General features: G+C 46.0%; 21 protein-coding genes. 17 read left to right on the top strand and 4 right to left on the bottom strand.

What is annotated here, in order from left to right; all coding sequences use genetic code 11:
- Nucleotides 1-4 precede the first annotated feature (4 nt).
- The 17 genes from kdpB (at nt 5) to DFP94_RS06620 (ending at nt 15,881) form a co-directional block, all read left to right on the top strand.
- Entirely contained in the window at nt 5-2,038 is a 2,034-nt protein-coding gene (gene kdpB, locus DFP94_RS06705; protein ID WP_114495594.1) for a potassium-transporting ATPase subunit KdpB, read from the top strand.
- 38 nt (nt 2,039-2,076) lie between these two features.
- Nucleotides 2,077-2,697, top strand: a complete 621-nt coding sequence (gene kdpC / locus DFP94_RS06700; RefSeq protein ID WP_425459230.1) for a potassium-transporting ATPase subunit KdpC — start codon at nt 2,077-2,079, stop codon at nt 2,695-2,697.
- A gap of 134 nt (nt 2,698-2,831) precedes the next feature.
- Nucleotides 2,832-5,165, top strand: coding sequence for a histidine kinase (locus DFP94_RS06695; RefSeq protein ID WP_114495593.1), 2,334 nt, complete (start codon nt 2,832-2,834; stop codon nt 5,163-5,165).
- A gap of 325 nt (nt 5,166-5,490) precedes the next feature.
- A complete protein-coding gene (locus DFP94_RS06690) occupies nt 5,491-6,438 on the top strand; it encodes a helix-turn-helix transcriptional regulator (RefSeq protein WP_114495592.1) in 948 nt (315 codons plus the stop codon).
- Between the two features lie 69 nt (nt 6,439-6,507).
- Nucleotides 6,508-7,047 (top strand): DinB family protein, encoded by a 540-nt coding sequence (locus DFP94_RS06685; RefSeq protein WP_114495591.1) that lies wholly within the window; start codon nt 6,508-6,510, stop codon nt 7,045-7,047.
- 206 nt (nt 7,048-7,253) lie between these two features.
- Complete coding sequence (locus DFP94_RS26370; protein ID WP_342768216.1) at nt 7,254-7,589, top strand: ATP-binding cassette domain-containing protein; 336 nt, start codon at nt 7,254-7,256, stop codon at nt 7,587-7,589.
- Nucleotides 7,590-8,056: 467 nt separating this feature from the next.
- Entirely contained in the window at nt 8,057-9,439 is a 1,383-nt protein-coding gene (locus DFP94_RS06670) for a right-handed parallel beta-helix repeat-containing protein (protein ID WP_114495590.1), read from the top strand.
- A complete protein-coding gene (locus tag DFP94_RS06665) occupies nt 9,436-9,993 on the top strand; it encodes a nitrous oxide reductase accessory protein NosL (RefSeq protein WP_114495589.1) in 558 nt (185 codons plus the stop codon). The genes DFP94_RS06670 and DFP94_RS06665 overlap by 4 nt, the downstream gene beginning before the upstream one ends.
- A gap of 32 nt (nt 9,994-10,025) precedes the next feature.
- A complete protein-coding gene (locus tag DFP94_RS06660; RefSeq protein WP_114495588.1) occupies nt 10,026-10,847 on the top strand; it encodes an ABC transporter permease in 822 nt (273 codons plus the stop codon).
- Nucleotides 10,840-11,595 (top strand): ABC transporter ATP-binding protein, encoded by a 756-nt coding sequence (locus tag DFP94_RS06655; protein WP_114495587.1) that lies wholly within the window; start codon nt 10,840-10,842, stop codon nt 11,593-11,595. The genes DFP94_RS06660 and DFP94_RS06655 overlap by 8 nt, the downstream gene beginning before the upstream one ends.
- Nucleotides 11,579-12,127: a TlpA family protein disulfide reductase gene (locus DFP94_RS06650; RefSeq protein WP_114495586.1), complete on the top strand. Its 549-nt coding sequence runs from the start codon at nt 11,579-11,581 to the stop codon at nt 12,125-12,127. Before DFP94_RS06655 ends, DFP94_RS06650 begins: the two co-directional genes overlap by 17 nt.
- Before the next feature lie 76 nt (nt 12,128-12,203).
- Nucleotides 12,204-13,043 carry a sensor histidine kinase gene (locus tag DFP94_RS06645; protein WP_114495585.1) on the top strand — a complete coding sequence of 280 codons (840 nt, stop codon included), beginning with the start codon at nt 12,204-12,206 and terminating at the stop codon, nt 13,041-13,043.
- Entirely contained in the window at nt 13,040-13,708 is a 669-nt protein-coding gene (locus tag DFP94_RS06640; RefSeq protein ID WP_114495584.1) for a response regulator, read from the top strand. Before DFP94_RS06645 ends, DFP94_RS06640 begins: the two co-directional genes overlap by 4 nt.
- Nucleotides 13,709-13,894: 186 nt before the next feature.
- Complete coding sequence (locus DFP94_RS06635) at nt 13,895-14,476, top strand: TetR/AcrR family transcriptional regulator (protein WP_114495583.1); 582 nt, start codon at nt 13,895-13,897, stop codon at nt 14,474-14,476.
- A gap of 83 nt (nt 14,477-14,559) precedes the next feature.
- Nucleotides 14,560-14,868, top strand: a complete 309-nt coding sequence (locus DFP94_RS06630) for a hypothetical protein (RefSeq protein WP_114495582.1) — start codon at nt 14,560-14,562, stop codon at nt 14,866-14,868.
- A 13-nt stretch (nt 14,869-14,881) separates the two neighbouring features.
- Nucleotides 14,882-15,337 (top strand): FMN-binding protein, encoded by a 456-nt coding sequence (locus DFP94_RS06625; RefSeq protein ID WP_114495581.1) that lies wholly within the window; start codon nt 14,882-14,884, stop codon nt 15,335-15,337.
- Nucleotides 15,338-15,356: 19 nt separating this feature from the next.
- The gene (locus DFP94_RS06620; protein ID WP_114495580.1) at nt 15,357-15,881 is read left to right on the top strand and encodes a flavodoxin family protein; all 525 of its coding nucleotides are present in this window, start codon (nt 15,357-15,359) and stop codon (nt 15,879-15,881) included.
- Between the two features lie 154 nt (nt 15,882-16,035).
- On the opposite strand, the gene DFP94_RS06615 is transcribed toward DFP94_RS06620, so the two are convergent.
- From DFP94_RS06615 to DFP94_RS06600, 4 genes are all read right to left on the bottom strand, one after another.
- Nucleotides 16,036-17,796, bottom strand: a complete 1,761-nt coding sequence (locus DFP94_RS06615; RefSeq protein ID WP_114495579.1) for an ABC transporter ATP-binding protein — start codon at nt 17,794-17,796, stop codon at nt 16,036-16,038.
- Nucleotides 17,796-19,547, bottom strand: a complete 1,752-nt coding sequence (locus tag DFP94_RS06610; RefSeq protein WP_114495578.1) for an ABC transporter ATP-binding protein — start codon at nt 19,545-19,547, stop codon at nt 17,796-17,798. Before DFP94_RS06610 ends, DFP94_RS06615 begins: the two co-directional genes overlap by 1 nt.
- A gap of 121 nt (nt 19,548-19,668) precedes the next feature.
- Nucleotides 19,669-20,715 (bottom strand): HAMP domain-containing sensor histidine kinase, encoded by a 1,047-nt coding sequence (locus DFP94_RS06605; protein WP_114495814.1) that lies wholly within the window; start codon nt 20,713-20,715, stop codon nt 19,669-19,671.
- 5 nt (nt 20,716-20,720) lie between these two features.
- Nucleotides 20,721-21,395 carry a response regulator transcription factor gene (locus DFP94_RS06600; RefSeq protein ID WP_114495577.1) on the bottom strand — a complete coding sequence of 225 codons (675 nt, stop codon included), beginning with the start codon at nt 21,393-21,395 and terminating at the stop codon, nt 20,721-20,723.
- Between the last annotated feature and the right edge of the window lie 173 nt (nt 21,396-21,568).

Here is a 21,568-nt window from a genome sequence, read left to right as displayed (position 1 = left end):
AGAGATGAGTACGGTACAAAAAAAGCGGCTGCTGAGTGGCCCGATCGTACGAAGTGCGGTCAAAGACAGTTTTCTAAAACTAAATCCGATTTCTTTAATCAAGAATCCGGTCATGTTCGTGGTCGAAATGGGGACGATCCTGGTCCTGCTGATGGTTCTGGCTCCGGGATATTTCGATGCGGAGGAATCGGTAGGGTTCAATATCACCGTGTTCTTCATTCTGCTGGTGACGGTATTGTTCGCCAACTTTGCGGAAGCACTCGCGGAAGGTCGCGGTAAAGCGCAGGCCGATACGCTAAAGAGAACGAAGCAGGATATTACCGCTAACAAGCTGGTAGGCGATGCGATCAAGACGGTCACCTCTTCGGAACTGCGCAAAGGCGATATCGTTCTTGTCGCTCAAGGCGAATTGATTCCCGGCGACGGAGAAGTCATTGAAGGGTTGGCTTCGGTAGACGAGTCGGCGATCACGGGGGAATCGGCGCCCGTCATTAAAGAAGCCGGCGGCGACTTCAATTCCGTCACCGGAGGCACGAGAGTCGTCAGCGACGAGATTAAGGTGCGGATTACGAGCGATCCCGGCGAATCTTTCCTGGACCGGATGATTTCTTTGGTCGAAGGAGCCAAGCGGCAGAAAACGCCTAACGAAATTGCGCTTAATACGCTTTTAATAAGCTTAACGATCATCTTTTTGATTGTGGTCGTTACGCTGCGCCCGATCGCCTCTTACCTTGGAGTGAACCTGGATATTCCGGTTCTGATTGCTCTGTTGGTATGTCTGATCCCGACGACTATTGGCGGGTTGTTATCCGCAATCGGAATTGCGGGCATGGATCGGGTCACCCAGTTCAACGTCCTGGCAATGTCCGGTAAAGCTGTAGAAGCTGCTGGAGATATTAACACGATGATTCTCGACAAAACCGGCACCATCACGTTCGGGAATCGAATGGCGAGCGAATTTGTTCCCGTGGGGAAGGAGAGCCTGGAGGAATTGGCTCTTTGGGCGGCGATCAGCTCACTGAAGGATGAAACTCCGGAAGGGCGTTCCGTGATCGAACTGGTCAAGAAGCTGGGATACGGCTTTGAGTCCGGAATAGAAGCCGGCGGCGAATTTATCGAGTTCCGTGCCGAGACCCGGATGAGCGGACTCGATATGAAGGACGGCCGGAAAGTCCGCAAAGGGGCCGTGGATTCCGTTAAGCACTGGGTGCAGCAACAGGGGGGACAGATTCCGGGCGACCTGGACAAAAGTTCGAACGAGATCGCAGGCAAAGGCGGCACCCCGCTTGCGGTGGCCGTAGATAACCGGATATACGGGCTGATTTATTTGAAAGATACGGTAAAGCCCGGGATGAAGGAACGTTTTGACGAATTGCGTAAAATGGGCATCAAAACCATCATGTGTACGGGGGATAACCCTTTGACGGCGGCGACCATTGCAGCTGAAGCCGGTGTAGACGGCTTTATTGCCGAAAGCACGCCGGAGAATAAAATTGAAGTCATTCGCCGCGAGCAAAGCGAAGGCAAGCTGGTTGCCATGACGGGAGACGGCACGAACGATGCTCCCGCCTTGGCCCAGGCCGATGTCGGTCTTGCGATGAACAGCGGCACTTCCGCCGCCAAGGAAGCGGCCAATATGGTCGACTTGGATTCCGATCCGTCCAAGATCATTGAAGTCGTGGCGATCGGCAAGCAGCTCTTGATGACGCGCGGCGCATTGACGACCTTCAGTATCGCCAATGACATCGCCAAATATTTTGCCATAATTCCCGCCATGTTCACCTTGGCTATCCCTGAAATGGAACTGCTGAACGTGATGGGGCTCGGTTCGCCAAGTTCTGCGATTATATCGGCGCTGATCTTTAATGCCATTATTATCCCGCTGTTAATTCCATTGGCGATGAAGGGGGTGTCGTATAAACCGATGAGTTCGGTTAAGCTGTTGCGGCGGAATATATTTGTCTATGGCTTTGGTGGAATTATAGTCCCGTTCCTTGGCATTAAAGTCATTGATCTGATTGTCAGCTTATGGATTTAAAGAGAGATGCATTTCGGAAGCAGAGAGGATGATCGAAGTTGAAAAATACAAATGAAGAAATTACGGAACAGAAGCCGGTATCCAAAGGAGCCTACTTATTTAGTGTGGTTAGACTCAGCGCCATTCTCATCATCCTATGCGGCATCGTATACCCGCTGGCCTCCACGGCCCTGGCCCAGGTGCTAATGCCTTTCCAAGCGAATGGAAGTTTGTTGGAGAACAGGGAAGGGAAGGTGATCGGTTCCGAACTGATTGGACAAAATTTCAGGAACCCGGCGTTGTTCTATGGTCGCGTATCCAGTATTGAATACAAAGCCGAGGCTTCCGGTTCAAATAACTATGGACCGTCCAATCCTGATATGCTTAAGCGCACAAGCGACTTTATCGCCCAGTGGAAGATCGATAATCCCGATGTGCCCGTCCATGAACTGCCGATCGACCTCGTTACCAACTCGGGGTCAGGCTTGGACCCGCATATTTCGCCGGCAGCAGCCCGGGTACAGATCCCCAGAATAAGCGGTTTGACCGGTGTTCCATCCGATACGCTCAAAAATCTCGTCAAAGAACACACCGAAGGACGAGACCTCGGATTGTTCGGTGAAGAACGTGTCAATGTTCTGAAGCTAAATATGGCCTTATTGGAGCTGTCGGCGAAATAGCGCAGCTCACACCCTGTTCGCGCTGTTGACGCGGGCAGGGTTATTTATGCCAACCAGGGATGTTCAATCGACTCCTCGAGCGGTTTCTGGAAGTTAATTCGAATCTATTGAAACTGGAAGAAGGAGGTTAGCCATTGGCACCGTACAAACGAAAAACGCCTGAAGAAATTTTATATTCCATCTATCGATTACATCAAGGCAGATTGAAGATTATTATCGGGTCTGTCAGCGGATCGGGCAAAACTTATCATATGCTGCAAGAAGGCCGTCTTTTAAAAAAACAGGGTATCGATGTGGTATGCAGCGCCGTATCGACTATGCAACGGGAAGAGACCGTTCAGCAACTTGAGGAATTGGAGCGCATCCCTAGCATCCATTGGTGGAGAGAAGGCAAGGAGCAGAAAGACCTGCCACTGGAAGATTTGCTGGAACGAAATCCCGAGGTACTGCTGGTGGACGGACTGGCTCATCGTAATCGCGAAGGCGCGAGTTTTCCAACCCGACTGGACGATATCCGGTATTTAATGGACCACGGGATCAGCGTGATTACGACGATCAACGTTTATGAGCTGGCCGGTGCGGGTGAGCTTATTTTCCAAATGACAGGGATTCGAGCGGAAGAAACGGTGCCCTTGAACACATTGGAACTTGCGGATGAAGTGCGCCTGATTGATGTATCGCCGGAAACCATTCTAAAGCGAATCGAGGAAGGAGTCCTCGGCGACGTGACACACCCTGCCATGTCTACACGCGGAAATCTGGGCGTGCTGCGTGAAGTCTCCTTACGGCTCGTGGCCGAGGGAGTCAATGACTCTCTGGAGAAACATAGGGAAGAACATGGACTGATCGGGCCTTCCGGCGCTACGGAACGAATCCTGGTTTCTGCCCAATACCACTGGAACGGATCGTTATATGTGAGAAGAGGTCAGCAAATTGCCAAGCGGCTGAATGGTGACTTGATGGTTGTGACTTTCGCCTTGCGCGGTAAGTCCATGACAAAAGAACAGCTAACCTTTAAACGCTCCATCGTTAAATTGGTCGAACGCGTGAATGCCAAATTTGAAGAACTGAGTCTGGTTAGCCTGCGTCAGCTTCCTTCCGAATTGGTGAACTATGCGATTCAGAATAAGGTGACCCGGATCGTCATGGGGCATTCCCAAAAAAGCCGTTGGCAGGAAAAATGGCAGGGCTCCATCGCAAACCGCGTCCTTAGGAAAACAAGAAACATTGACGTTTTTCTGATGGCCGATCGCGCCGAGCAGGAGGGGGAGCGGATTTTGCCCATCAGGCCTAATGCGAAAGGAACGGAGGAGCCATTCCACCGGTTGACCACCAAGGAGATGGAAAAGAAAATCCAGTCCATTCACCGGGGTTCTTTCAAAGTTTATATCGGCGCGGCTCCTGGCGTAGGCAAGACTTACAAAATGCTGCAAGAGGGCAATCTGCTGCTGAACAGAAGGATCGATGTCGTTATCGGTCTCCTGGAAACCCATGGACGGGAGGAGACCCGGGAACAAATCGGCAGATTATGTAGTATCCCGCGCGCTAAAATTCAATACCAATCGACTACTTTAGAGGAAATGGATACGGAAGCTATTCTTGCCCGCCATCCGGAGGTGGTGCTGGTTGATGAATTGGCGCATACCAATGTCCCCGGCAGCAGGACCCGAAAACGGTATGAGGATGTCATCGCCTTGCTGGAAAACGGCATTTCCGTCATCACAACCGTGAATGTACAGCATCTCGAAAGCTTGAATGATGCGGTCGCGCAATTAACCGGTGTTCGGGTTCGGGAGACGGTACCTGATGCGATCTTGAAAATGGCGGGGGAAGTAGAGCTTATCGACATTACACCGCAGATGCTGCAGGAACGGATGCGGGCAGGAAAAATATATGCCGCGGAAAAGGTTAACCAGGCGCTGGAATCCTTTTTTAAGATCGGCAATTTAATTGCGCTGCGCGAGTTGGCTCTTCGGGAAATCGCCGATGACGTGGACGAACGGCTGGAAGCCTGGGATCGGGACGTTGCCTTACGCGGACCGTGGAGCCGTCGGGAAGTCATTTTCGTATGCGTAGATCTGGAACCTAGAGCGGAACGTTTGATTCGACGCGGCTTCCGGATTGCCCACCGTCTGAAGGCGGAATGGTTCGTTCATTATGTGCATTGCGGAACCGCGCTGACACCCGAAGAGCGGAAGCGGCTGGAGGCGCTCCGCCAGTTAACCGAAAGGCTCGGCGGAGTTATGGATGTGGCCGAAGAGACCCGCAATACTAACATTCATCGCCACCTGCTGGATAGAATGAACGGCGTGCAGACGACTCAGCTTATCATTGGACAGTCCCGGAAACCTTTGTGGCGAACCTGGTTTAAAGAAAGTTTTGTCCATTATCTTCTCCGAAATGCCAGGCATATGGATATGCTCATCGTGGCTGATTTCGACCCCCATGTTACTGAATCGGCAAGATGATGTTTGTAGCCCGCTTATCTGAGCGGGCTTGCTAATCCTCTGTATAAACATTTGCGGCTTTTCATGCGTCCATAATCACTCCCCGTGGCATTATCTTATTGGGTTTGAGATAATGGTGAAGAGGCTCCAAGGGAACAAGGCTCATTTTTCGATCAGGGATTCAAGCCCCGGCTTCGCAGAATAGGATTTGCAACTCGTGTTTAAACCCCAATATCGCGGAGAAGAATCCAGAAATCGTTCAACTGGGGGGGAGCGGATTTGAGTGTGCGTTCGATATAATACGATAAGGGAATACAGGCTTAAGTAGCAGTTGGGGGAAAAGCGAATGAATAAAACCGAACGGCAGCTCGCCATCACGCTTGAGCTTCAGCGGTACAAGGTGCTCCGAGCGGAAGATCTGGCTGCTCAATTCGAGACAAGCGTGCGGACGATATACCGCGACATTCAAGCTCTTAGCGAAGCTGGGGTTCCGATTGTCGGGGCTCCAGGTCAGGGATATTCCTTGATGGAAGGGTATTTCCTGCCGCCGGTAGGTTTTACGGCGGAAGAAGCCGTAGCCCTGTTAATGGGAACGGATTTTATCGAGCAGAGGCTGGATGCCGATTATGACAGGGTGGCCAAAACGGCCAGACGCAAAATTGAAGCGATTCTGCCGGAGCCGGTGCGCGTCGAGTCAACGCGCATTCGGGATACGATGCGCCTCCTTCATGTCGGCGAACCGTTTACCGGCCTGAAGGAGAAGGACTATCTCGGAAAAACCCGGCGCGCAATTTTGGAACGGCGCAAAATAAGCTTTACTTATTTGAAAAAAATACAGGAACCGGACGGCAATCGGAAGAGCAAGCGGGAGGCCGATCCCTATGGACTTGCGCTCATTCAGGGAAATTGGATTTTGATCGCACGCTGCGGCCTCCGGCAGGATATCCGCCATTTCCGATTATCGCGGATGACGGAGCTTGCCGTGTTGGACGAGCACTTTCTTTTGCCGCCCGGGTTTAATCTGAGCCGTTACCGCAAGCCGGATGAGCGGAACGTACGGGTGCTGGTTCGGGCAAATCCCGATATTGCCGACAAAATCGCTGAGACCGGAAATTATTATTTGGAAAATATGGAAGAGCGGAAGGACGGTCTACTCGTCACCTTTCGCGTCCGGCAGGCGGAGGAACTGCTACCTTATATGCTCGGCTGGGGCAGGCATGTCGAGGTGCTGGAACCGGAATCTTTCCGCCGCATGGTTCGGGAAGAAGCCGAAAAAATTTTAGAACGCTACTGACACGCTGTTGTCAGTAGCGTTTTTTTATAGTGGGATTATACCCAAGATTGAAGAGGAGTTGTTTTCATAATGAAAAGCACGGCTGAAGCACTGCAGGAGTTTAAAGCTACGGTAGAAGGATATTTGAGCGAACTGGAGAACTTCGATATGGAACGTCTGCTCATAAAAACCGCTGAGGAGGAATGGTCGATCGGGCAAATGTATATGCATTTGATTCAATCGGCACAATTTATGCATCTGGACTATGTCGACCGATGCTTAGCCGGAAGCGAAGCAACTTTGGCCTTAAAGGACGAAAAGACGGAGCAGGGCAAGGCTGTATTCGAATTGGGGAGTTTCCCGCCCATTCGGATTCGGGTGCCGGCTTCGCCGCAGTATACCCCGAAGCAACCGGAGAGTAAGGAACAGTTGACGGAAGGGCTCCACCGTATAGTGAAACGGATGGAACGTACCGAGGCCGAACTGTCCCAGGCACCCGAAGAGAACAAGATTCTTCATCCCGGATTCGGCGCGTTAAACGCCAAAGAGTGGTTTTTACTGATAGAAATGCATTATCGGCATCATTTATTGCAGTTGGAGCGTTTAAAGAACGAGTTAAATTTGGTTTAATATATACATTTTAAGAAGCCCGTCCGATATCGGATGGGCTTTTTTACGTCCAAAATCAAAGAAAAAGATTGACAATGATCAACTTTGCCAATAAATGACGGAGCGCGGCTCGTCATTGCCGACGAGCCAACTCCGGGCATACATCCGCAGGCATTATCTGAGATCCTGAAACAGCTTAAGCAATTTGCCGAGGACGGGAGCACGCCATGTCTTTGATCGGGAATAATTTAGGATACTACTATAATAAGGCCCGCTGGATCTTCAGTGATGAGAACATTTCCGTGGCTCCCGGGGAGGTGCTTGGTCTATCGGGCTATAGCGGATGGGGGAAAACGACGTTGTCCCGGATTCTGGCGGGATATGTAACCCCGCGCGAGGGTGATGTTACAGTGGACCGACAGGTGATGGAAAAGTCGGCATTTCGTCCGGTTCAATTGATTTACCAGCACCCGGAAAAGGCAATGAATCCCAAATGGCGTATGCGCGATATTTTGACGGAATCGTATACCCCATCGCAGAACATTTTGGTGCTTTCGAAATAAAGGAAGAATGGATGGGGCGTTGGCCTATCGAGCTTTCCGGCGGCGAGAAGCAGCGATTCTGCATTGCCCGGGCCTTGAATCCGGCTACAAAAATATATTATCGCCGACGAAATGACTACCATGCTGGATGCGATTACTCAAGCAAGCATATGGAATGCATTTCTCAACATCTGCAAGAGCAGAGAAATCGGAGTGATCGTTGTCAGCCATGAGGCCAGTCTACTGAATCGGATATGCGACAATATTTATAAAGTGGGGGAGAAGTAAAAGGTATGGATCTTCTTAATGTCAAAAAAAAGACACAAAAAAACTATCTTTGTGTATGAAATATCACTCAAGTGGGCTATACAAGTGAAAAACGTTTTAGCTTATTATCTTTATGGCTATTATTAAATTTAGCCCTGTGCAACTATTCTCACAATCGAAAGGGAGGATCCCATTCCAATCAGAAAGCTAGGGTGTCTTTTATGAAAGGAAAGAATGCGTTAATTTTCTGCGTTTTTGTATTATTTTTAACGGGACAGTTTTCTTTGGATTTCTCAAGGGTTCATGCCTCGAATGAAAGATATAAGGTGAGTTCAAATGACTCTGTTCCTTCACTTCAGGATATCATCGATAAAGCAAAACCTGGAGATCGAATTGTTTTAGCGGAACCAAAATATTCAGGACCTGTCGTCATTAATAAGAGATTAGAAATTCTAGGTTCAGAGAATGTCTTGCTTATCAACGATAAACCTGAACCGGCGATAACCATTCAAGCCGACGGGGTAACCGTTCATGACATTAATGTTTTACAAAAACACGCCGGAGAAGAATCGACGGCCGTTCATGTTCAAGCTGACCGTGTCACTATAAGAAATTTAAAAATCCGAACCCGCGGATTTGGAATCCTCTTGCGTAATGCCGAGAATTGCATCTTAGAAAACAACAACATTACCTGGGACACTAGCCAGGGGAAATCTGCGATAGGGCAGAAGGGGAACGGAATCGATCTTTTCAAATCAAATCATAACCGGATTGCAAATAACAAAATATCGAATATGCGGGACGGGATATACCTGGATAATAGTAAAAGTCTGGATATTGTTGAGAATATGATTTTCGGGTCACGCTACGGTATTCATTGTATGTATATTGATGGAACCAAAATTGTCGGAAATATTGGCGAATACAATATGACCGGTGCAATGATTATGGGGGTTCGGGATGTTCTGATTTCAGACAATTCCTTTGCCAAGCAAAAAAACAACGCAAACTCGCAAGGCATTTTGCTATACGATGTACAAACGTCCATAGTCCAAAAGAATTCCATTGAAGGAAATCGAGTCGGTATTTATCTGGAGCGATCCAGTCAAAACAAGCTGAGCCACAACTCCATTTATAGAAATTTTGTAGGGATTCAATTTGTGAACGCAGAGAACAACATCATTCAAAATAACGACTTTGTTGCCAATGTCATAGAGTCGGAAGCAAATGATAGCCAGTCGAATCAAATTGAGCATAATTTTTGGGATTCCGCCAAGGTTCTCGATACTAACCATGATGGAAATAGTGAAATCAAATATTCCATCAATCCGTTCTATCGTAATTTAATCTCTGAAACTCCGGCTTATCAACTTTTTTTCCAATCACCGGGAATCAGTTTTTTAAGCGGAATGTATGAACATGATCAGAATAGCTGGACCACGGACAGTTCACCGAGAATGAAATTGAATCAACCTGCAATTATTTCAAGTACTATAGCAGACAAAAGGTTGCTACCAGAAAAAACGTTCTTATTAATCATTGCCTCAATGCTGCTGTTAATTTCGGGGTTAACCATAATCTACTCACGGGGGTCAAAAACATGAAAAAAGGATTTGTGGCTTTAAGTTTTATTTTAGTGTTAATTGTTGTTGCCGGGTGCGGAAAGAAAACATATCAACCGCAAGCTATTAATGAGGATGTCGATGTTTGCGTGATCTGTAACATGCAGGTCAAGGATGACGCCTTTGCCACCCAGATCGTGACGAAGGAAGGCAAAAGTCTCAAATTTGATGATATCGGATGTATGAATGAATGGAAATCTCAAAATGGTACCGATGAAATCGGGATGGCCTATGTCCGTGATTACAACGATAAAGAGTGGATTGAGTACGAAAAGGCAGCGTATGTCTATGATGCCTCAATTCGTACACCGATGGCTTACGGATTGGTCAGTTTTAAGGACAAAAAGTCTGCAGAACAATTTATTCAAGAGCAGAGCGTCGGTCAGTTGCTTAGTTCGGAGGATTTGGCCAATCACAAATGGGAACAAAGCAAAGGCATGATGGACATGGATATGCACATGCATGATGACGGGGATGCACATGGGAATTCGCATGAACATGATGAAAATAGGCATGAAGACAGCACGGGACATTGATTCATGGATTTTAACAAGATGGGGTTATAGCTATGTCCGATATGCTGCAGGTCGCCAAGAAAGAAATTAAGGTTGGATTTCGGAACCCTTGGGCTTATTCATTTTTAGTCTTATTTTCAGTGTTTAGTCTAAGCTTGTTATTAATCAACTCTCAAAATGAAATCAGCGGATATTCAGGTGTTACCGGTTCCATGTTAAGTTTGATTTTATATTTACTTCCATTGATGTCGCTTTTTTTGGGTTCCTTTTCCTTAACCGCCGAAAAAGAAGAAGGAAGCTGGCAACTGCTATCTACCTATCCGCTAGGAACCCTTTCCTTCATGTTAGGGAAATACTTCGGTTTATCCGTTGTATTGTTGACTATTATATCATTTGGCTATGGTTTGATGGGCATAGTCACCGTATTGGTAGGGAAAATGTTCGAAGTCAATACTTATCTGCTCTTTTTATCATTTTCATGCGGACTTGTTCTTCTATTTCTAGCACTCGCGCTATGGATTGGAACCTTGGCCAAAAATCGATGGCAAGCGTTGACGATTTCGGTGATGATCTGGTTTTTTACGGTCATTGCCTGGCCGACGATTTTAATTGCTGTCCTTGGGTTTCTTCCATACTTATGGATCAAACCCTTGCTCGTTATTTTTACGTTTTTGAATCCGGCGGAATTCGTAAGGCTGTTTGTCGTAATTAAACTTGGAGGCGGTTCTGTACTTGGACCGGAATATTACCAATGGGTAGGCTGGATTCATAGTGCTAGCGGCAGTTTTTCTTTTTTTGTTCTATTTCTCGTCTGGCTGCTTTTCTCCTTAACTTGCGTCTGCTGGATTTGGGAAAGGAGGAGATCGCGTGCCTGAAAACTTCGTTGTTGCTTCAAATTTGATTAAAAAAATAAAGGGGCAAACGATCGTACAGGAAATTTCTTTTCAACTGGAAGAGGGAAGCATTGTCGGATTATGCGGCGGTAATGGGGCGGGAAAAAGCACGGTTCTACGAATGATTGCAGGAATCCTTCAACCCACCTCAGGAGAAATCGTCGTCAACCGAATCCAATGGAAAAATGACCGAAAAAAGTTCGCGGAACAAATGGGCTATATGCCTGATGACTTTCAGTTTCCGCAAGGAATGACAGCCCAAGAGATATTGTCCTTCTGGGCTGCATTGCGTAAGGTGCCCGAACAAAGAGTGCATGAAGTTTTGAGTTTTGTGGGACTTGCAGATAAAAAAAACAAACCGGTTAGCAGTTTTTCCAAGGGAATGCGGCAGCGTGTACTCTTCGCCCAATCGATCCTTGCAAAACCTGCGTTGCTCATTATGGATGAGCCGACCAATGGTTTGGATCCCTATTGGATGAAGGAATTCGTGAATCTTATAAGAATGGTAAAATCGGAAGGTCAGACGGTTCTCTTCTCCACCCACCAATTGGATATCGCGGAAGAGTTGGCCGACTACGTCATTTTTTTGCATGAAGGACAGAATTGCGGGGAAGGTGCTGTGGAGGAGTACCGTCAATTGTTTGGCGACTATCCGTTGCATAAAGCATTCCAGCATAGTATGGAGCTGGTCACAAGGAATAAGGAAGAAGACGATGATTATGAAACTTAATTTCCGGTCCGGGCTGACCCTTTTAATCTCGTTACTAGCTATCGCCGCTATTCTATGGGTCGTTCTACCAGGTAAGCATAGTAATGAAGATCAATCTGGATCCCAACGTTTGAGTACTGGGAGAGCCGCTCCCGAATTTCAGGCTGTGAATACGGACGGGGAAAAAGTCTCTCTTTCCGAATATCGCGGAAAAGTCGTTGTTCTTAATTTTTGGGCATCCTGGTGCGAACCATGCGTAAGAGAAATGCCACTGATCAATACAGTGTTCCAAGATAGCAATTCGGAAGCCGTTACCTTGTTTGTGAATGCAGGAGAATCCAAAGGTACCATCAATGAGTTTTTGTCGGAACATCAATTCGACTTTCCCGTTATTATCGATGCAACTGGCAGAATTTCAGGATTATACGCCGTAACCGGGTTGCCGGTCACCTATCTACTTGATAAAAACGGGAACATCGCTCACTCCTTCATAGGGGAAATAAGTAGTGAGCAGCAGTTATCTCAATTCATTGAGACTCTCAAAGAGGATTAAATTCATTTTAATCCTCTTTTTCTTGAAACCATGATATGTTTTATATACATAGGCTAGGATTGGAGGGAAGTGATTCATGACATATAAACAAATAAAGTGGATGATTTTATTCGTACCGACCCTCATTGTCGGGTTGTGGGAGTATGTGCGGCACCAGTTTCTCATGCCATACATCTCCATGGATTTGGGGAACTGGCTCACACCCGTTCTGGTTTACCTGGTTAGCGTCACCCTATTAAATCAACTATTCTCCCTATTGGAAAAAATCCAGCAAGAACTGCAGACCGAACGGGCTCAAAAAGCGGCGCTTGAAGCCCGTGAACAGCTGGCCAAAGAGCTTCACGACGGAATAGCCCAATCGCTCTTTTTGCTATCCGTAAAGGTTGATCAACTTGAATTTACAGCAGACACAAAAAAACATGAAGAAGCGGTATATACGGTTCGAAAGACCGTACACGAAGTGAATAGATATGTTAGACAGGCCATTGCGAACCTCAGATATTCCACGAATACAAAAAGCGAAGTTGTGCTAAAAGAAACTTTGGAAGACAAAGTAAAGATCATTGCCGATGAGGTTCTTATTCCGATCGAGATCGACTGGAACATTCCGGAGGAAGCCATGAATCCGAGGGAGAAAGTTGAGATATTAGCTTGTATTCGTGAAGCGGTCGTGAATATTCAGAAGCATGCCCGCGCCACGAAGGGCTGGATCTTAGCTCAAGGGGATGAATCCGATTGGAAAGTGACTATTCAAGATAATGGAGAGGGATTTCGAGAAGAGTTGATGGATTTAAAAGACAGTTACGGATTGAACATTATGAAGGATCGGGCGGATGATATGAGGTGGCAGCTTCGTATTTCAAATCAAAATGAGCGGACAACCCTGGAACTTCAAAAGACAGGAGGAGGAGCATGAAGACGCGTGTTCTGGTTGTCGATGACCATGCCCATGCAAGAGAAGCGATCTGCGAGATTATTTCAGGCGACGATCAATTTGAGATCGTCGGCGTGGTAACAAGTGGGCAGGAAGCCATTGAGTTTACGGAACATTGGATGCCTGACCTGATTTTGATGGATATCCAAATGCCTGATATGGATGGATTGGAAGCTACGCAGCGCATCAAATTACGCTTTCCTTATGTGAAGATCGTCATGATCACGGTTTCAGATGATATGTTCCATCTTTTGGAAGCTTTAAAACGTGGAGCCCAAGGTTATCTTCTCAAGAACCTTGCGCCGTCCACATGGATCCAATATTTGAATTCTATTGTTCATGAAGAGGCACCTTTAAGCCGTGAGCTGGCCTTTGAAATTTTGAAGGATGTATCCCTAACGAATCGAAGTGAATCCGTCGAGTCCTTGACTTTCAGAGAGAAGGAAATATTGAGTAACGTTACCGACGGCCTAACCAATAAAGAGATCGCCGAAAAGTTAATTATTTCGGAGCATACGGTCAAAAACCATTTGAAGAACATATTACAGAAGCTTCAAGTTCAAAACAGAGTACAGCTGACGCGCTATGCTTTAGAGCAGGGACTCATTACCGGAAAAGATAATGTAAGAAATCCATGGGAAAGGTAACCTTGATAAAAATTAAACTGTTTATGGGCACTGTCAAGTAAGTTTTCTAAAAACAGGGTATCGTTTTGATAGAACGATACCCTGTTTTTTTGTATCTATATTGACAACTTATCTTACAACAGCCATAATATGAATGAATAGATTATTTTTCATTCATATTATGGTTGTCCACTTGGAGGTTTACCCTTGGAAGATAAAAAGGCAAAAATTTACGATTGTGCAAAGGAACTATTCAGCGCAAAGGGATTTAAGGAAACCAACATTTCAGAAATCACAAAAAAGGCCGGAATGGCAGTAGGTACTTTCTATAACTACTATCCCTCCAAAGAAAAACTCTTTATGGATATTTTTCTGGAAGAAAACGCAAAGTTGAAGAAAGCATGTTTTCAGTTACTTGACCTGGAACAGTACCCAGTGGATGTAGTAGGACAAATGCTTAAACTAAACGTAGAAGGGACAAAAGCGAACCCCATTCTGCGGGAATGGTACAACAGAAGCGTATTTGAAAAGCTGGAGCAGGTCTACCGCGAAGAAAACGGCGCTGACAGTGTGGACTTTCTGTATGACAGCTTTTTGGAACTCATAACACTCTGGCAGAAACAGGGAAAAATGCGAAAAGATATAGACAGTAAAATGATTATGAGGGTTTTCGCAGCAATCATCAATGTGGATACACACAAGGAGGAAATCGGGATTGAATATTTTCCAGAGCTTTTGCATCTTATGACCGAGCTTATTATGAAAAGCCTGATGGACTGCTCCGAATAGTCAAACGGAGCAGTAATTTTTCAAACATAAATGAACGAATATTATAAAATTCATTCATAACTTTAATTTGAGGAGGATTTATTATGGGAAACAAACAGAACATGAAACCTGTTAAACCAAAAGGAATTCGTATTGAAGTTACCGAGAACGATGTTATGACCGCTAATGTGCGTGTTCCGTATTTTGTTGTAAAAATGGGGCTGAAATTCGGGCAAATGGCAGACAACTCAAAAAAGAAAGGAGGCGCCAATAATGAATTGGAACGTCTTAAGGATGTTGATATGGATGCCATTCTCGAATCACTTGGAAGCGGTGAACTGACTTTGCCTTACCTGTTGGTGGAGGTTGATGAGCCGGATAAAAACCAGCATGTGAAAATTACGCTGGAATGAGGGAGGAGCGTATATGTCTGCTTTAAAAATGGGAAGAAGGAAAATCAAAATTCGGCTTATCCTTTTGATTGTTCTAAGCGTAGCTGTGTTGGGAACTGTTATTGCACTTCTTGCGGATGCTCCGGAGCGCAGGGAGCTTCAGGCTCTTACAATCGGGGATGTTGATTTTACACGGCTGCGGGACGGAACATATATCGGAGAATACGCCGGAACCAAAGGAACTTCCAGAAATGCAACGGTTGAAGTCACCATATCCGGCGGTAGAATTACAGGGATAACCATACTGAAAGGCGCTCTGGACAGGGATGGAAACGCTGTGGAATTAACAGACGGGATGACGATAAATCATTTGTTTCAAAAGGTGCTGGAAACCGAATCTTTACAAGTGGATACAATCAGCGGGGCAACGCTTACCTCCAAAGCCCATCTGAAAGCGTTGGAAAATGCATTGAAACGAGCTAAACAATAATTATTTTGGGGGAGATATAATGAACATTGCCGTTGTTTCCTATTCATACACTGGCAACAATGATATGTTTGCCGCATGCGTAGCAAAGGGCTTGTCGGCAACACATATTAAAATTGCAACACAAAAGCCTATGACAATGGGAAGTATTATAATGGATATGATTTTTGCCCGGACACCAAAGATGCAGCCTTGCCCGAATAACCTTAAGCAATATGATCTGATTCTCTTTTTCGCCCCGATCTGGATGGGGCATATTGCTTCACCGCTTCGGGAGTATTTACATCGCCTAAAATCAAGTCCTCAAGCCTATGGTTTCTTTTCTATCAGCGGTGGGGCTGACGGTGGAAATCCAAAGCTATTTGCAGAACTTTTAAAACGCACGGGAACAAAACCTGCAATCGTGCTTGACCAGCACATAAGAGATTTCATTCCTCAGAATTCAAAACCAACCCGCAATGATACCTCTGCCTTTAAAATCAGCGAAGCGGAGGCAAGCAAGCTTTCAACAATAGCTATTAAGGAAATAAATAAGCTCACCACGTAAGGTTAAGTTCTAGTGGCAGTATTCGATTGGGGGCTTTTTTGCATTTAACGAAGTTAATCATTGTGCTTGAACATGCCACGACAAAAGGGCCGCGCTCTTGTCATAAATCAAGGACAAGAGCATGGCCCTATACGTATTTTTCGAGATCCTAGGCTTAAGAAGCTTGTTCAAATTGGCTGTTGTAAAGCTCGGCATAGAAGCCGTTCTTGGCAAGCAGTTCGGTGTGGCTGCCGCTTTCCAGAATATCTCCATCCTTCAGCACAAGAATGACGTCGGCATTCTTAATCGTGGAGAGTCGATGAGCAATCACGAAGGAGGTTCTTCCTTCCATAAGTTTATCCATGGCCTGCTGGATCAAAAGCTCTGTACGGGTATCGACCGAGCTTGTCGCTTCATCAAGAATGAGCATCGGCGCATTTTTGAGCATCGCTCTGGCGATCGTAAGCTGTTGCTTTTGGCCGGCGGATAGATTGACTTTGTCGTTCAAGACGGTATCATATCCGGCACTCAAGGTTTGGATGAAATGGTGCAAGCCCACCGACTTGCAGGCATCCTCAATATCTTTATCGGATACCCCTGTTTTGTTGTAGACAAGATTTTCCCTGATTGTACCTTCAAACAACCAAGTGTCTTGCAGAACCATACAGAATAGATCGTGGATATTCTCTCTTGTTAAACTACTGATCGGAGTATCGTCGATGTAAATTTCCCCACTATTTAATTCGTTGAACCGGATCAGCAGGTTTACCAGCGTTGTTTTACCTGCACCGGTAGGACCGACGATCGCGATTTTTTGTCCGGGCTTAACCTCTGTAGAGAAATCTTTAATGACAGGCTTATCCGAACTCTCATAAGCAAATTGCACATGCTCGAATTTCACTTCGCCCACAGCGGTTTCAAGACGTCCTTCCTTATGGCTTTCATCGACCATTTCCTCGGCTTCCAGGAATTCAAAGACGCGTTTGCTGGCAGCGGACGCCGATTGCAGGCTTTGTGCGGCTTGCGCAATTTGTGAGAGCGGTTGTGTGAAGAAACGGACATACAAGATGAAGGCTACAATGACCCCAAAGGATATGGTCCCATTCATGGCAAGTACGGCCCCGACGACACAAACGGCCACAAAGCCCAGATTTCCTATAAACATCATGATCGGCATCATAAGGCCGGAAAGGAATTGGGCTTTAAACGCACTATCCTTGAGGCTCTGATTCAAGCCTTCGAATGTGCTGCGCATTTGCGCTTCGCCATTGTAGGCTTTCACTACCGTATGGCCAGTATATACTTCCTCCACATGGCCGTTGATTTTCCCTAAATATTCTTGCTGACTTTGGAAGTACTTCTGAGATTTCTTCATGATTGCCGCCATCATGCCAAAACCGATGACAGTGGCCACGATCGCTGTAAGGGTCATGAGCACATTCGTTTTGAACATCATGATGATGGACCCTAGAAACATGGATACAGCGGTGACCAGCATACCGACGCTTTGATTCATGGCTTGCCCGATCGTATCCACATCGTTTGTAACCCGGGATAAAATATCACCGGTTGTAGACTTGTTATAATATGAGATCGGAAGTCTGTTAATTTTACGGGAGAGATCGGCTCTTAAGCTTTTGGAAACTTTTTGCGTAACTATGGACATGATCAACCCTTGCGCCAATGACAGGAGAGAGCTGAGACCGTAGATCAGTACAAGGAAGAGTCCGATGGAAGTAACGGCGTTCATATCAATGCCGGTGGCGTTGCCCGAAGTAATCAGGTCTGTCATCTCCGAAAGCTTATCCGGACCGATCAATGTCAGTACCGTACCGATTGCCGCACTGATAACCGCAATAAGGACAACGGGAATATGGCTTCGGCAATAGCGGAGAAGTTTGCTCCAGGTGTTGAGTTGCTCTTTGCGCTTGTTCATTAGGCCAGCTCCTCCTTGGAAAGTTGTGAATAAGCAATCTCTTGATAGACGCTGCAGGACTGCATTAATTCATCATGTGTTCCCGTGCCTGCGATGCGTCCGGCTTCGAGCACAACTATTTTGTCCGCATCTTTGATCGTACCGATCCGTTGCGCAACGATCAGCATGGTAGTACCGCGGGATTCTTTCTTCAGCTCACTGCGCAATTTGCGGTCCGTCTTATAATCAAGCGCCGAGAAGGAATCATCGAAGATCAAAATTTCCGGACGCCGCGCTATGGCACGGGCAATCGACAGCCGTTGCTTTTGCCCGCCGGATAGGTTCAAACCGCCTTGCGCGACATGGGCCTCGTAGCTTCCATCCATCTTTTCAACAAAATCCGAAGCTTGCGAGGTATAAACTGCATCTACAACATCCGAGGACAAATCACTGCCATTATCGCCGAAAGCAACATTGGAGGTCACCGTGCCGCCGAACAAGACCGCTTTCTGAGACACATATCCCATTTTATTGCGCAAGGCACTTTGCTCATATTGGTTGACATTGATACCATCCACCAACACTTCGCCTGCCGTAGCGTCATAAAAACGGGGGATCAGATTGACGATGGTACTTTTCCCGCATCCAGTCGATCCGATAAATGCGACAGTTTCTCCTTGTTTCGCTGTAAAACTGATGTCCTTAACGACGTATTCTTCCGCATCCGGATATTTAAAGCTGACATTTCTGAATTCCACTTCCCCAACCCGATTTGCAGGGGAGGAGGTGAGCGATCCGTTCATCAGACTTGGCTTGGTATTCAATACTTCGTTGATTCTTTTGGCGGATACGTGAGCCCGCGGCATTAAAATAAAGATCATGATCAACATCATGAATGCCATGACCACCTGCATCGCATAGGATGAGAAGACGATCATGTCCGAAAATAGTCCCATCTTGGCGGTACCATTCGCATTTTGAATCAGCACGGCACCTATCCAATAGATTGCAAGACTTAAGCCGCTCATAATGAGCGAAATACTTGGCATCATCATGGACAACACATTGTTGGCGAATAAGTTTGTTCGGGTGAGTTCATGGTTGGCTACGCTGAATTTATCTTCCTGATAGCTTTCCGCATTATACGCGCGAATGACACGAAGTCCTGTAAGGTTTTCTCTGGCCACACGGTTCAGGTTATCCGTCAGTTGCTGCAATTTCTGGAATTTCGGCAGCACGAGTACGATACATATGCCGACGATCAGAATCAACACGCCAACGGCGACACCGGTCGCAAGCGACCATTCCCAACTCTTGCCCGTGATTTTGAGCACCGCCCATACCGCAAGAATAGGGGCTTTAATCAGCACCTGCAAACCGATGACGATCAGCATTTGCACTTGCGTGATATCATTTGTCGAGCGAGTGATCAAGCTTGCCGTAGAAAAGTTGTTGATTTCTTCCATGGAGAAGGACTGTACCTTGTCGAATAATTTGGAGCGTAATCTGGAAGAGAAGTTAGCCGCAATTTTGGCGGCGATTCCTGCCGCGATTATAGAGGTCGCTAAGCTTCCCAAAGCACAGAGCAACATCCAGACTCCGGCGGCTATTATCTCGCTCATTTCACTTCCAGGTGTCTGTACAAGACGGGTGATGTCGCTCATATAACCGGGCAATTCCAAGTCCAGCCATACCTGGGCAACAATGAAGAGGACGCTAATGCCGATTAAGGTCCATTCCTTCGATTTTAAGTACTTGAGTATTGTGAGCATATGTCTGACTCCTTTTTATGATGTTGCTTGTATATTATCGAAAATAGATAAACTGAAAATTAACTTTTCTGAAAAAAAGAAAAAGTCTTGAAAAAACCATTCGGTTCTTTCAAGACTTATGCTACAGTCCAATCGGTATCGAAATCGTAAACTTGGTTCCCTGGGATGCGGTGCTGTTGCAAACAATCGTCCCGTCGTGCAGGTGAATGATTTGGTTCACGATCGCAAGTCCAAGGCCATTACCCGCAGTAGAATGCGAAGTATCCTGCTGGTAAAACTTATCGAAGATCCTGGGCAGGGCATCCGGATGAATGCCGCTTCCACTGTCACGGATTTGAATCATTACCGTATTCACATTTTTCTTCATGTCAATTTCAATTTCGCCACCATCTGACGTGAACTTGATCGCGTTATCCAACAAATTTAACCAGACTTGATTTAGCAATTCCTTATTACCGGAGATCTCAAGGTCCTGTACATTAACATTTAGCGACAGATTCCTTTTCTCCATTTTGGCAGCGAGCAGCAGCACACACTGGCGAATTTGTTCCCCGACATTAAACCGCCCTTTGTTTGTCAGAATTGTTTGCGCCTCAATTTTCGAAAGCTCAAGAACATTCGAGGCGAGAGAGGCCAGTCTGGCCGATTCCTCAATAACAATGTCCAGATATTCATCTCTTTCTTCTTTGGAAAGATCATCATGCTTTAAGACTTCGGCAAATCCTTTGATCGATACAATGGGTGTTTTAAATTCATGGGAAAAATTATTTACAAAATCGGTTCGCAAAATTTCAATTCCCCCGAGCTCTTCGGCCATACGGTTAAAATTTTCGGAAAGAATTTTAAATTCCGGGGGACCTTTCAGCTCAAGACGAATGGAAAAGTCGCCGCCGGCAAGCCGATCCGTGGCTTCTATGAACATCCGAATGGTCTTTACCATTCTTCGGCTGGTGACGGCCGAGATCGTAGTTCCGATAATTATGCAAGCGATTAGAATAATTACGGGAAGAATGGTCCCGTCATGAGCGATATCTTCATTCAGCAGGCCAAAAAAATGCGCTAAATAAAACAGTAGCCCTGTAATGCTAACGGTAATGAGAAAAATAAAAAATACGGCAATAGAGAAATAAATGGGAAGGCTGATTCTATTGTTTAATTTGGTAGTCATTTTGTTCAATTTGTTCTCACCGCCTTATATCCCAATCCGCGAACGGAAACCAGTTCAAATTCGGGATAAGTTTCAAACCGTTTCCGCAAACGATTTATGTGCACATTGACCGTAGTGTCGGTGCTTTCGCTTTCCAAGCCCCATATTTCGTCCATGAGCTGGATGCGGGTGAAAATCCGGTCCGGGTAGGATAATAGCTTGAATAGCAAGTAGAACTCTTTTTGGGGAAGAGTTTGCTTCTCATCTTCCCGCGTTACCGTCAAGGCTTCATAATCAAGGGTAACTTTGCCCACAACGAGCTTACGGGCATTTGCGATTTGGGAGCGGCGCAGCAGCGCTTGTATTCTAAGAAGCATTTCTTCGGTATCGATGGGCTTGGTCATATAATCATCGGTTCCGAGCCGGAACCCTTTTTTCTTATCTTCAGAGTGATGCTTCGCAGTAGCCATAAGTATCGGGATTAAACTATTGGCGGCTCTTACTTCTTTTGCGAATTCATATCCATCCATGTTTGGCATCATAATATCCAAAATGATCAAATCAATATGCTGTACTTCAAGAACATCCAATGCTTTTATACCGTCTTCCGCAGTAAAAACATCATATCCTTCGCGCTTAAGTACCGCTTCAAGAAGTCTCCTTACATGCTTATCATCTTCCACGACGAGTATATGAATCATGGTTTCACTCCAATTCTTTTTAATCATTATTGCCAAAAGAAAACTGTAAATAAAGAGGCTCAGAGCCATATTATCATCTTTTTTTCGTATATAACAAATTTAAGACCATTAACTTTAGGCGCAAAAGGCGAGTACACTTCCTTTTCCGGTATTGGTTATAATAAACTGGATGA

The sequence above is a fragment of the Fontibacillus phaseoli genome (genome assembly GCF_003337355.1).
Taxonomy (GTDB): domain Bacteria; phylum Bacillota; class Bacilli; order Paenibacillales; family Paenibacillaceae; genus Fontibacillus; species Fontibacillus phaseoli.
Note: the sequence above shows the minus strand (reverse complement) of the source record. Positions and strands in the feature narration are given on the sequence as shown.